Below are 12,151 nucleotides of genomic sequence, written 5' to 3' on the forward strand. Positions count from 1 at the left end.
AAAGGCGACTGATCGGGATTATGCAGAGTAAGTATCTAAACAACATCGTCGAGCAGGATCATCGTTTTATCAAGCGGATGACACGGCCGATGCTGGGCTTTAAAGCCTTTCACTCTGCCACCGCAACACTGGCCGGAATTGAAACCTCACACATGATCCGCAAAGGACAAATCACCGCCCAAGGCACAAACGGTTTCCAGCAATTCGCTGCCCTCGCAGGATATGCAAAGCTGCGTCACTTCCCGATGGCAGAGAAAGAAAAAGCATTCGAATGGGCAGCCACCGAGGTCGATGAACCGGGATCGTTCAAGGTTCTGGACGGTTTTCCAAGAGATGTCGTCGCCGTCGAAGCGACCGGGGAGATCACGTCACGTGCATATCAGGAAGTCCTCGCCCTGCTCATCGAGGCGAAGCTGAAGGAACACGATAAGCTCAAGTTATTCTGCAAGGTCGGCGAGGCCTTTGACTCCTACAGTCTGGGTGCCGCCTGGGACGACTTTCGCCTTGGTCTTTCTCACCCGCTCGCCTACGACAAATTCGCCCTCGTCACCGATCTTGGCTGGATGCGGAACGCAGCCAAGCTTTTCGGCCCGCTGATGCCAACGGAAGTCATGGTGTTCGATCTGGCTGATGAAGAACGCGCACAGGAATGGATCAGAACCTGAAAGACGGGAAGTGAGTCACTTGGGCGGCTGAAGCCGATCATCCAGATCGAAAATAGTGAAATGATCCGATCCCACTTCCTCCAGTTTCACCGTTTCAATCTTGGAAGAGCCATGAACATTCACAGCAATATTATCGCCCTTATGCGGTTCAAGAATGTTCTGAAGTGTTATTGCACCAGCCATTTGTAATCAAGTGTCCAGATCAACGCCTGCAAGCCACGTCATCACGTCCTGCTCCAGAGCGCTGACATGGTGCCCATGGCTTTCGAGGTCTGCCATCTCACCGTCAACCTCGGACTTCAGAAACGCATAGCGCGCCTCCATCTCTCCGGTCGTCAGATGGTGTCCATCTTTCAGTTTGCCCTTGAAATCAAGGGTTTTGCGTGCGCTTTCGATCTTTTCGGAGAGCGCATCGAGGCGGGTGTGCAGGTCGGTCTTATCAGACATGGTTTTGGTCCGTCGGTTCAGTGGTGTTATAGTCGGTCCGCCATCCTCGCGGCACCGAGCGCGTTCGAAAGCGACTATATCGTAAGCGCGAAATTTCGACCAGCGAATTCCCAACACTGCCTCTCATTGCTATAAGAAAATCGACAAGCAATAGAATAATTTAGGCGACCATCTCCACGTGCATCTCCCATTCTCCTCTCAGCACCCGACGCATCGGGAAAGTCTTTGGCGCTTTCTGCTGCTGGTCGGCATCCTGTTGGCCTATTTCGGCTATATGAGCTGGAAGTTTGATGCAGCCACCGGCGCGTGGCTTGCAGCTCTGTCGTGGAGCTTTTTCGTCCTGTGCACACCAGTTGCTGATGGGGTTGTGTCGCAAATTTTCCCAGGGGCAGCAATCACCTTTCTCCCGGACGCACTTATCCTGCGAGGGCAGCGAATTGCTGGAAACCGTTTGTGCCTTGGACGCGCTGCATTTGGCTCCCAACAGGCAATCAACCGTTACCTCATGGGCAATGCTAGTGGCGCGGAGTACGCAGCCCTACGTGCCCGTTCAATGATGGGAATTCGCCCATGCCAACCCGACCAGGTTACGGACAGCAGTCTCCAACACCACAGCCCGCAAATACTCAGCCATCACCAAGCCCCAACGCTGGCTCAGCACCGAACTATCAAGCACAGATCGACCGCAACAAGCGGATCGGCAGATAGCGTTAGCAACTCCCAAGAACGGCCCGCATCGCGGGCCATTTTAACCTCACCAAGCGGACACTCATGGAACAGATTGTCGTTGATCAAAATCTCATTATGCTGGATGGAAAGCCGCTCGCGCTCGTAACAAAATCAGGAATCGTTGAATGGGAAAAGGCCGGGATAACTTACAATTGCCGATACGATGAAATCACCGACGATGGAGACAATAAAGGGAAATACCGATGCCTCTACGAGAAAGAAGGATCACACGAAATCTTCCTACTTGCGGTGCCGCCTTCTGACCCAAACGGCTTCAGCGTCGTACTCTTTGATCGCCCGCCGCATACATTGCACTAAAGCCCGCGTCACTACTCACGCACACCACCAGTGCCATCCGAGTCGGTGTTGCGTTCCTCGTTGAATTCACACAACTCACGAAGATCTTCCTCGGATATGTGCCCGGCGGCAACAGCCACCTCCGCCGACCTCATTTGCGCTGCTTCCCTTTCTTCGACAGTCACCGCCTTATCTTCCATCATCCGCGCGGCCCTTGCCGAGGCGTCAACCGCCCATTCGGGTGGATCACGGAAACGAAATGCTTCCTTATCTAAATGACCGACGATTTCCGTTCTTCGGCCCGAATTGTCGTAGAGCGTGGTTTTGTCGGCTTTCTCGATAGCAAGTGGCAGGTTCTCCAATGACCGTTCATAGCGCCGAACAATGTCCTCTTGCGGCACGTCATAACCTCCGCGAGCGACACGCTCTGCGACCCGGTCAATACTGCCCTGGGGTGTCCCGAGGCGCGCGAAAAAAGAGTTTCTTTCAAGGAAACTGCCCCTTGCGCGCCGCTGAGAAACTCGGAAACACACTTCCTGCTGAATTTTCAGCGAGTAGAGGCATATTGGGGCAGGTCAGCCTGCGTCGTGCCGTCAAAAAGCGTATCGCGGGCGGCCTGATCAAGGTCCAGCGCATCATGCAGGCGGGTGACCGTTTCGGGGTTTATCCGTGGCGAGATGCGAAAGCTGCGGCTGTCATCCAGACGCGGTGCCATGCGGGGCATTTCGCCGCTTTAGGCGATCTTCTGGCGCACACGGCGCAGCATCTCCGCCACATGGAAAGGAACTATCATTGTGCCGCAGACCACCCCAAAATTGCGTCAATCAGTAGCCCGATGGCCAATTCTGGCGGCAACATTGGGGGGAATCCGCTCGATTTTGCAAGAGGTCCGGCCACATCAATGCGGCAAGCTGTGCGGCGTCAGGTCCCAAAAAATGATGTGGGGTGCGTCGGTAAGGGCTGATGCGCACTCCCCTTGCGCATTAAGCCCATGCCGATGCACCCCACAACTTACCACCAGGATTTGCGTTGAGACCCAGACAACGTATCGTCTGGAGATGCACCCCGTCTCTTGCAAAGGCTGGTAGCGTACCCCGGGTAAATTATTCCGCTGCGGTGATCTCTCCGTTTTCGATCTGTTCACGTTCGATAGATTCGAACAGCGCCTTGAAGTTGCCTTCGCCAAAGCCGTCATCACCCTTACGCTGGATAAACTCGAAAAAGATCGGGCCGATCACGGTTTTTGAGAAGATTTGCAACAGGATTTTGGTTTCGCCGCCATCCAGAACACCTTCGCCGTCAATCAGGATGCCGTGTTTCTTCATCCGGTCCAGCGGCTCATCATGGCCCTGAACGCGCTCATGGCTCATGTCGTAGTAGGTTGTCGGCGGCGGCGGCATGTAGCGGATGCCGCGCTCAGCGATCTCATCGGTGCTTTCGTAGATGTCCTTGGACCCGACAGCGATATGCTGAATGCCCTCGCCATTGTACTTTTTCAGATACGCAACGATCTGGCCCGTCTCACCCCGGTCTTCATTGATCGGAATGCGGATCCGGCCACAGGGGGAGGTCAGCGCGCGACTGAACAGGCCGGTGAACTTGCCCTGAATGTCGAAGAACCGGATTTCGCGGAAGTTGAACAGGTTTCCATAGAAGTGGAACCACTTGTCCATGTTCCCCTTGAACACATTATGCGTCAGGTGATCGAGGTAATAGAACCCGACCCCTTCGGGCTTAGACGTTTTCAGCCAGTCGAATTCTTCATTATAGGGCGAGGTGTCGTAATACTGATCGGTGAAATAGATCAGCGACCCGCCAATGCCCTTGATCGCAGGCCAGTTCAGCGTTTTGTCGTCGGCCTCATAAGGTTCCGCACCGTTGGCCACGGCATGTTCAAAGGCATGCTTCGCATCGACCACACGCCAGCCCATGGCTGGGGCGCAGGGGCCGTGTTCCTCAACGAACCGCGCGGCAAAGCTGTTTGGATCGGCGTTGATGATGTAGGTGATATCGCCTTGCTGCCACAGCTCTACCTGCTTTTGCTTGTGCGTGGCGACGTGTTCGTATCCCATTTTGGCGAACAATTCGCGCAGCTCGTCAGGATTGGGATGCGCAAATTCGACGAATTCAAAACCATCGGTGCCAGCGGGATTTTCTTCGGTGATTTTGGCCTGCGGTGCATCGTGCGGGAACGGACCCATGTATTTCTCCGTAGCTCAGTATTCGCACGACACTACTGCGCAATGGGTGCGCGTTCTGCGCAAATTGATGCGACTTTATATGAAAGCATGCGTTCCTATTGCGCATATAGAAAATTTTACGCATTACTGCCGCATGCTGGATGATACAGACAAACGCCTGCTAGCGGCGATTCAGAAAAACGCGCAACTGACGTCGCAGGAATTGGGCGAAGCGCTCAACCTGTCGGCCAGTCAGGCGGGCCGGCGGCGGCAACGGCTGGAAGAGCAGGGGCTGATCCGCGCCTATACGGCCAAGCTGGATGCGCGAAGGGTGGGCTTGTCCGTGCAAGCCTTCATTCAGGTGCAGCTGCAACGCCATGGCCCCGGCCCATCGCGCGACTTTGCACGGCTGGTGTCGACACAGCCGGAGCTGGTCTCTGCCTGGACCCTGACGGGCGAGGCGGACTACCTGCTAAGGGTCTATTGCGAGGACCTGCAAGCCCTGAACCGCCTGATCCACGATGTCCTTCTAGCCCATCCGGGCGTTGCGCGCGTTCAAAGCCAGATCGTGATGGATCAGCTGAAACAGGACGCACCACTGCCGTTGTGATTTAGGCACAACCCAAGCCCGTGCTCGCACCTACCCCTCTGGCTTCCACCGGTCCGGATGAGCGGCGGCGATGGCCGGAAGGTCGGACAGGGCGGTCCTGATATGGCGGATCTTGGGCATGTCGGTCAGGTCGATGCCCCAGCGATCTGCGTTGTAAAGCTGTGGGATCAGGCAGATATCAGCCAGCGTTATGCTGTTGCCATGACAGTAATCCCCACCTTTCAGCATCGCCTCAACCGCGGCCAGGCCGTGACCGATGAAGGCCTGCATCCAGCCTTCCATTGTGATGCCGTCGTCGGAATGTTCCACCGCGTATTTTGCCACCCTAAGATTGCAGACGGGATGGATGTCTATCGCAATGGCGTGGGCCAGCGCACGCACACGCGCGCGCTCGGCTGCGTCACCGGGCACCCAGCCCATATCATGCGTGTCGTTCAGATATTCGATCATCGCCAGCGACTGGGTCAGTTGCAGGTCGTCAATCTCTAGCACGGGCACCAGCCCTTGCGGGTTGCGTGCAAGATGTTGCTGCGCGGCCTGATCCCCGGCCACCAAATCCACCGAAACCGCCTCCCACTGCAGCCCGGCCAGACCCAGTGCAATGCGCACCCGGTAGCTGGCTGAGGACCGCCAGTAGTCATAAAGTCGGATCATTCTGTATCCTCCATAAAGATATCCAGCGCGGCGGTCAGATCAGCCAGATGTGGTCTGATCTGATCCTCCAGCGCGCGTTGGTAGCGACGGGCCAGCGGCACCAGTTTTTGCATCAATGCCTTGCCTTGCGGGTTCAGGGACAATTGCAGCAGGCGGCGGTCCTCGGCATTCACAGCCTTTGAGATATGGCCTGCGGCCTCCAGCCGGCTGGCCGCACGGCTGAGGCGGGATTTTTCCAGACTGACGCAGCGCTCCAGATCACGGATCGACACGGCGTCGGTGTCCGCATGGGCCAGATGCACCAGCACCCGCCATTCTGCGACCGATATCCCGAATCGGTCCCGGTATTGCTGGGACAGCGCCTTGCTTAGCCGTTCTGCCGCGACGGTCAGCCGATACGGCAGAAAGCCATCAAGGTCGAAATCGGATCGTCTGCCCATGAAGCCCCCCTTCAAACACCCACTGGATCAAATCTGACGAATATTCCGACGGTTCTGCAATGAATATCTTGACATCATTGCATTTGCAACGAATTGTAAGGCCAGACTTCCGCTCAGCCATATCGACTGCGAAAGAGGACTGTCATGACCCGTCACGATCTTCCCAGCGGCATGATCCGCGCCACAAACGCCACCGGACCGCATGAAGGATATATGCCCGGTTTCGGCAATGACTTTGAGACAGAGGCTCTGCCCGGCGCCCTGCCACAGGGCCAGAATTCGCCGCAGAAATGCAATTACGGCCTTTATGCCGAACAATTGTCCGGTACCGCCTTTACCGCCCCACGCGGCCAGAACGAACGCACCTGGTGTTACCGCATCCGGCCCAGCGTCAAGCATATGGGCCGCTGCACAAAGATTGACGTGCCGTACTGGAAGTCCGCACCGCATGTGCTGGAGGATGTGATCAGCCTGGGCCAGTACCGCTGGGATCCGGTGCCGCATGCCGGTCAGGATCTGACCTGGATCACCGGGATGCGCACGATGACCACTGCGGGGGATGTGAACACCCAGGTCGGGATGGCGGCGCATATCTATCTGGTCACCCAGTCGATGAAAGATGAGTATTTCTATTCCGCCGACAGCGAATTGCTGGTCGTCCCGCAAGAGGGCCGCCTGCGCTTTTGCACCGAACTGGGCGTGATCGATCTGGAGCCGAAGGAAATCGCCATCATCCCGCGGGGCCTTGTCTATCGTGTCGAGGTTTTGGAAGGCTCTGCCCGCGGCTTTGTGTGTGAGAACTACGGTCAGAAATTCGACCTGCCAGGGCGTGGGCCGATCGGTGCGAATTGTCTGGCCAATCCGCGGGATTTCAAATGCCCAGTCGCGGCGTTTGAGGATCGCGATGCCCACAGCCGTGTGGTGATCAAATGGTGTGGCCAGTTCCATGAAAGCTACATCGATCACTCGCCCCTGGATGTGGTGGCGTGGCACGGCAACTATGCTGCGTATAAATACGACCTGCGCACCTATTCGCCGGTTGGTGCAATCCTGTTCGACCACCCCGATCCGTCGATCTTTACCGTGCTGACCGCCCCATCGGGCCAGCCAGGCACGGCGAATATCGACTTCGTTCTGTTCCGTGAACGCTGGATGGTGGCCGAACACTCGTTCCGCCCGCCCTGGTATCACAAAAACATCATGTCCGAGATGATGGGCAATATTCACGGTATCTATGATGCCAAACCCAAGGGCTTTGTTCCCGGCGGCACCAGCCTGCACAACATGATGCTGCCACACGGCCCGGACCGGAACGCGTTCGAGCATGGCTCCAACGAGCCGATGCAGCCGGTCAAGCAGGACAACACCATGCAGTTCATGTTTGAAACACGCTTCCCACAGCATCTGACACAGTTTGCCGCGACCGAGGCACCCTTGCAGGATGATTATGTTGACTGTTGGGACAGTCTGGAAAAGAAGTTTGATGGCACACCGGGGATCAAAGAATGAATCTGACAAGCTGGGTTGAGACGGCAAAAACCGATACGGATTTTCCGATCCAGAACCTGCCATATGGCGTATTTGACACAGGGAGTGGCTCGCGCCTTGGTGTTGCCATCGGTGACTTTATCGTCGATGTCGCGCAGATTGATCATGGTCAGGACACAGCGCTGTTTACCCAGCCGACATGGAATGCCTTCATGGCAGCCGGATCGTCGGTCTGGGCCGCGTTTCGCACCCGGCTAACCGACCTTTTGTCCGATGAGGCCCACCGCACAGCGGTAGAGCCGCATCTGGTTCCAATGGACAGCGCCCGCCTGCTTTTACCCTTTGACGTGGCGGAGTACACGGATTTCTATGCCTCCAAGAACCACGCCTTCAATGTCGGCGTGTTGTTCCGTGGCCCGGAAAACGCCTTGCCGCCGCAATGGACGCATATGCCCATTGGCTATAACGGCCGGGCGTCCTCGGTCGTGGTCAGCGGTACGGATATCGTGCGGCCCATGGGCCAGCTAAAGGGTGAGGATGGGCCGCGCTGGGAGGCTTGCCAGCGTTTGGACCTTGAGCTGGAAATGGGCGCCGTGGTTGGCACCGGCAGCAAGCTGGGCGACCGGGTCAGTGTGGAAGAGGCCGAAGAGATGATCTTTGGCTATGTCCTGCTGAATGACTGGTCGGCACGCGACATTCAGGCCTGGGAATACCAGCCGCTTGGCCCGTTTCAGGCCAAGGCCTTTGGCACCACCATTTCTCCTTGGATCATTCCACGCGCCGCGTTGGAGCCTTTCCGCTGCGAAGGCGCGAAGCGCGACAACCCCTTGCTGCCCTATCTGCATGAAAAACGCCCGGGCCTGTTCGACATCAACCTGTCCTGGAGCCTGAATGGCGACGTGCTGGGCAAGACCAATTATAACGTCATGTATTATTCCAGCGCCCAGCAACTGGCACACCACACCGAAGCCGGGTGTCCGATGCGGGTGGGTGATCTGCTGGGCACAGGCACCATCTCAGGCTCTGAAAAAGACCAGACCGGCGCGCTGCTGGAAATGACCGAAGGCGGTAAGGTGCAGGTCACCCTGCCAGGCGGCGGCACCCGCACCTTTATCGAAGACGGTGATGAGGTTGCCCTGCACGGCCACGCCCAGGGCGACGGCTATCGCATCGGTTTCGGCCCCTGCACCGGGAAAATCCTGCCCGCCAGGGATAATCCCTGAAGTCGGAGATATGATATGAAAACCCTCGTCCGCACGGCGGCCTTTACACTGCTGACCCTGCCAGCATCTGCACAGGATACCACCGCGCTGGCGACGGAATATGTCGAACTTCCTGCCGTTCAGGAAATTCTGCAGGATATGTTCTCGGCTGAAGTGCTGACTGCGCAATTCAAAATAAATCTAACGCCAGATTCATCCCTAAGCGATGATCAACTGACCAGGATTGGCATATTGATGGCCAAGAAGCTGGCACCGCTGCGTCCCAGAATGGAAGAGGCGATGATCACCGCAAGTGCTGAAATTTTCACCGCTGCGGAGCTGGAGGCAATGATCGCGTTTCACGCAACAGAACACGGTGCAGCGATCATGACGAAGATGCAGCCTTTCATGATCAGTGTCATGACAGAGTTGGGACCCGAAATGCTGTCCATCCAGCAGCGCATGGCCCCGGAATTTATGAAGATCATCGAGGAGCCCGTAAACCAATGACCAAAGCTTTCGCCTCCGCCGGGGATATGGAAGAAAAAACCATCAGCTTCACCGAGGTCGGGGATGGCCTGTATGCCTTCACGGCCGAAGGAGACCCGAATACCGGGGTCATCATCGGCGATGAAAGCGTAATGATCGTTGAGGCACAGGCGACCCCACGTCTGGCGCGTAAGGTGATCGACTGTGTCCGCAGCGTCACCGACAAACCGATCAGCCATCTGGTGCTGACCCATTATCACGCCGTCCGTGTGCTGGGCGCTTCGGCCTATGGGGCGCGGGAAATCATCATGTCCGATGCCGCTGCCGCAATGGTCGAGGAACGCGGGCAGGAAGACTGGGACAGCGAGTTTGACCGCTTTCCGCGCCTGTTTCAGGGGCATGAGGAAATCCCCGGCCTGACCTGCCCGACCACCACCTTCAGCGAGGCGATGACCGTCTATCTGGGCAAACGCCGGGTCGATATCATGAAGCTGGGCCGCGCTCATACCGCAGGTGATGCGGTCATCTGGGTGCCGGATCAGGAGGTGATGTTTACCGGTGATATCGTCGAATACCATTCTGCCTGTTACTGCGGTGACGGACATTTCGCCGATTGGGAGGATACGCTGGCCAATATCGCTGCGTTTGAACCGCAGGCGATTGCCCCGGGGCGCGGCGACGCACTTGTTGGCCCCGGCATGGTGGCCGAGGCCATCGCCAATACGGCGGACTTCGTGAACTCCACCTACCGGCCAGTGGCGCGGGTTGTTGCCCGGGGCGGCACGCTGAAAGAGGCATGGGATGCGGTGCGCGCGGAATGCGATCCGAAATTCGCTGACTATGCGATCTATGAACACTGCCTGCCCTTCAACGTCGCCCGCGCCTATGACGAGGCCCGCGGCATCGATACACCGCGCATCTGGACCGCCGCGCGAGACAAGGAGATGTGGGCGGAGCTGCAAGGATAATGAGCACAAAACGATATCTGATATCGTTCTGATGAACATTGCGGCCCTCTATCTGGTCGGGCTGATCTGCCTCGTCCTCGCGGCATACTGGTATGCCCGCAAGACATTCTGGGATCTGGCAATCGCGGAAAGCGCGTCGAAGAAGATCAGAACAGATCTGAAGTGGGCCGCGTTGCTGCTAGGGTCTGTATATGCCGTGGCCTTGGTCAACCGCAGCACCTGCTGGTTGAACAGCACCATATTCTTTCCGCCGATTGCGTACCAGTGCGTCGATGGTGAAATGAGCCCAGATTGGCGAGGTTCTGAAAACCCAGCTTTTGAATAAACTGCCGGTACTGGCTGAATTTGAGGTTGCAAGGAAATGATACAAGACCGCTATTCGCTCGCCTTCAAACTTTATCCATATGAACGGTCGGCGGATCAGGATGCCGCCAAGCCGGTGCGGCATCCGGTTGTGGTTATGGGCGGCGGGCCGATTGGCATTGCGACTGCCCTTGATCTGGGCTTGCAGGGCATTCCGGTGGTCGTTCTGGACGATCACGAAGGCATTGGCATGGGCAGCCGGGCGATCTGTTTCGCCAAGCGCAGTCTGGAAATCGCCGACCGCTATGGCTGCGCAAAGCCGATGCTCGACAAGGGCGTGGTCTGGAACCTGGGCAAGGTGTTTCATGACGACCGCAAGGTGTTTGACTTCAACCTTCTGCCGGAGGAGGGGCACAAGTTCCCCGCCTTTATCAACCTGCAACAGCCTTATTTCGAGCGGTTCCTGGTGGAACGCGTTCGCGAGGCGCAAGCCGCCGGTGCGCCGATTGATATCCGGGGCCGCAACCGGGTTGATACCGTTGAGGTGCAGGACGATCATGTCATCCTGCAGGTCACAACACCGGACGGCCCCTATACCCTGGCCGCCGACTGGCTGATCGGGTGTGATGGGGCCAGTTCGCCCCTGCGCGGGATGCTGGACCTCGATTTCGAGGGGCGGGTGTTTCAGGACAGCTTCCTGATTGCCGACATCCGCATGACCGCCGATTTCCCGACCGAACGCTGGTTCTGGTTCGAGCCGCATTTCAAATCCGGTGCCTCGACCCTGTTGCACAAGCAGCCTGATGATGTCTGGCGTGTCGATTTTCAGATCGGCTGGGATGTGGACCGCGACGAGGAACTGAAAGAGGAGAACATCCGAAAGCGCCTTGATGCAATGCTGGGTGAGGATGTGGAGTATGAGATGGTCTGGTCCTCTATCTACACCTTCCAGTGCCGCCGGATGAAGAATTTCCGCCATGGCCAGGTGATTTTCGCTGGGGATGCCGCGCATCAGGTCAGTCCGTTTGGCGCGCGCGGGGCCAATTCCGGGATGCAGGATGTCGACAATCTGGGCTGGAAGCTGGGCCTGGTGATCAAAGGGGCCGCACCGGATCGGCTGCTTGATACCTATGACGAAGAACGGGTTTACGGCGCAGATGAGAATATCCTGAACTCCACCCGCTCCACCGATTTCATCACGCCGAAATCAGCCATCAGCCATGTGTTCCGCAATGCGGTGCTGGATCTGGCAGAACGGTTCGAGTTTGCCCGGCCCCTGGTCAATTCCGGCCGCCTGTCCGTGCCCTGCACATATGACGGGCTGTCGCTGAACGGGCCGGATGCGCTGCCCGGCGGACCGGCCCGCACCCGTGTTGGCAGTCCTTGCCCGGATGCGCCTTTGGGGAGCGGGTTTCTGTTGCCGGAACTGGGCCATGATTTTGTGATCCTGACCATTGATGCGGATGCGCCGGATAGTTTTGAGGAGGATGGGGTCACCGCCCGTCGCGTGGCCCTGTCGGCGGAGGATGCTTCAGGCCTGTTGGCAGAGCGCTATCTGGGCGATGCCACCTCAGCCGTTTATCTGATCCGCCCGGACCAGCATGTCGCCGCCCGCTGGTCCAGTTTCAACGAAAGCGCCCTGCGCACTGCACTGCGCAAAGCCTGCGCGAAGGACTGAA

Annotated in this window: 15 protein-coding genes and 1 pseudogene; 10 read left to right on the forward strand and 6 right to left on the reverse strand. The window is 57.5% G+C overall.

The genetic code is table 11. From position 1 onward, the window contains the following. Together ACW9UQ_RS11050 and ACW9UQ_RS11055 are read left to right on the forward strand one after the other, a co-directional pair. Positions 1-218, forward strand: a pseudogene (locus ACW9UQ_RS11050) (DDE-type integrase/transposase/recombinase); the annotation flags it as partial. A 27-nt stretch (positions 219-245) separates the two neighbouring features. Beyond that, complete coding sequence (locus ACW9UQ_RS11055) at positions 246-665, forward strand: SpoIIAA family protein (RefSeq protein ID WP_458931115.1); 420 nt, start codon at positions 246-248, stop codon at positions 663-665. A 189-nt stretch (positions 666-854) separates the two neighbouring features. Here ACW9UQ_RS11055 and ACW9UQ_RS11060 read toward each other — a convergent pair whose 3' ends face one another. Further along, entirely contained in the window at positions 855-1,112 is a 258-nt protein-coding gene (locus tag ACW9UQ_RS11060) for a 3-ketoacyl-ACP reductase (protein ID WP_458931074.1), read from the reverse strand. Positions 1,113-1,883: 771 nt separating this feature from the next. On the opposite strand from ACW9UQ_RS11060, the gene ACW9UQ_RS11065 reads away from it, so the two are divergent. Continuing rightward, entirely contained in the window at positions 1,884-2,159 is a 276-nt protein-coding gene (locus ACW9UQ_RS11065; RefSeq protein WP_458931075.1) for a hypothetical protein, read from the forward strand. An 11-nt stretch (positions 2,160-2,170) separates the two neighbouring features. Here ACW9UQ_RS11065 and ACW9UQ_RS11070 read toward each other — a convergent pair whose 3' ends face one another. The 3 genes from ACW9UQ_RS11070 to hppD all read right to left on the reverse strand — a co-directional run bounded on the left by ACW9UQ_RS11070 (position 2,171) and on the right by hppD (position 4,339). Further along, positions 2,171-2,539 (reverse strand): hypothetical protein, encoded by a 369-nt coding sequence (locus tag ACW9UQ_RS11070; RefSeq protein ID WP_458931076.1) that lies wholly within the window; start codon positions 2,537-2,539, stop codon positions 2,171-2,173. A gap of 146 nt (positions 2,540-2,685) precedes the next feature. After that, positions 2,686-2,853: a hypothetical protein gene (locus ACW9UQ_RS11075; RefSeq protein ID WP_458931077.1), complete on the reverse strand. Its 168-nt coding sequence runs from the start codon at positions 2,851-2,853 to the stop codon at positions 2,686-2,688. A gap of 388 nt (positions 2,854-3,241) precedes the next feature. Beyond that, the gene (gene hppD / locus ACW9UQ_RS11080) at positions 3,242-4,339 is read right to left on the reverse strand and encodes a 4-hydroxyphenylpyruvate dioxygenase (RefSeq protein ID WP_458931078.1); all 1,098 of its coding nucleotides are present in this window, start codon (positions 4,337-4,339) and stop codon (positions 3,242-3,244) included. Positions 4,340-4,472: 133 nt separating this feature from the next. Here hppD and ACW9UQ_RS11085 point away from each other — a divergent pair, with 133 nt between their 5' ends. Further along, positions 4,473-4,928 (forward strand): Lrp/AsnC family transcriptional regulator, encoded by a 456-nt coding sequence (locus ACW9UQ_RS11085; protein WP_458931079.1) that lies wholly within the window; start codon positions 4,473-4,475, stop codon positions 4,926-4,928. Positions 4,929-4,958: 30 nt separating this feature from the next. Here the strand turns inward: ACW9UQ_RS11085 and maiA are convergent, their stop codons facing one another. Together maiA and ACW9UQ_RS11095 are read right to left on the reverse strand one after the other, a co-directional pair. Next, positions 4,959-5,582, reverse strand: a complete 624-nt coding sequence (maiA, locus tag ACW9UQ_RS11090; RefSeq protein ID WP_458931080.1) for a maleylacetoacetate isomerase — start codon at positions 5,580-5,582, stop codon at positions 4,959-4,961. Continuing rightward, complete coding sequence (locus tag ACW9UQ_RS11095; RefSeq protein ID WP_458931081.1) at positions 5,579-6,022, reverse strand: MarR family winged helix-turn-helix transcriptional regulator; 444 nt, start codon at positions 6,020-6,022, stop codon at positions 5,579-5,581. The genes maiA and ACW9UQ_RS11095 overlap by 4 nt, the downstream gene beginning before the upstream one ends. A gap of 144 nt (positions 6,023-6,166) precedes the next feature. Here ACW9UQ_RS11095 and hmgA point away from each other — a divergent pair, with 144 nt between their 5' ends. Genes hmgA through ACW9UQ_RS11125 form a run of 6 tightly spaced genes read left to right on the forward strand, consistent with a single transcriptional unit; the run spans position 6,167 to position 12,150 of the window. After that, entirely contained in the window at positions 6,167-7,531 is a 1,365-nt protein-coding gene (hmgA, locus tag ACW9UQ_RS11100; protein ID WP_458931082.1) for a homogentisate 1,2-dioxygenase, read from the forward strand. Beyond that, positions 7,528-8,733 (forward strand): fumarylacetoacetase, encoded by a 1,206-nt coding sequence (gene fahA, locus ACW9UQ_RS11105; RefSeq protein WP_458931083.1) that lies wholly within the window; start codon positions 7,528-7,530, stop codon positions 8,731-8,733. The genes hmgA and fahA overlap by 4 nt, the downstream gene beginning before the upstream one ends. Positions 8,734-8,748: 15 nt before the next feature. Next, positions 8,749-9,222, forward strand: a complete 474-nt coding sequence (locus ACW9UQ_RS11110) for a DUF2059 domain-containing protein (RefSeq protein WP_458931084.1) — start codon at positions 8,749-8,751, stop codon at positions 9,220-9,222. Next, the gene (locus ACW9UQ_RS11115; protein ID WP_458931085.1) at positions 9,219-10,169 is read left to right on the forward strand and encodes an MBL fold metallo-hydrolase; all 951 of its coding nucleotides are present in this window, start codon (positions 9,219-9,221) and stop codon (positions 10,167-10,169) included. The genes ACW9UQ_RS11110 and ACW9UQ_RS11115 overlap by 4 nt, the downstream gene beginning before the upstream one ends. A 31-nt stretch (positions 10,170-10,200) precedes the next feature. Further along, entirely contained in the window at positions 10,201-10,494 is a 294-nt protein-coding gene (locus tag ACW9UQ_RS11120) for a hypothetical protein (protein WP_458931086.1), read from the forward strand. 36 nt (positions 10,495-10,530) lie between these two features. Continuing rightward, positions 10,531-12,150: an FAD-dependent oxidoreductase gene (locus tag ACW9UQ_RS11125; protein ID WP_458931087.1), complete on the forward strand. Its 1,620-nt coding sequence runs from the start codon at positions 10,531-10,533 to the stop codon at positions 12,148-12,150. Position 12,151 lies beyond the last annotated feature (1 nt).

The sequence above is a fragment of the Halovulum sp. GXIMD14793 genome, assembly GCF_054457435.1.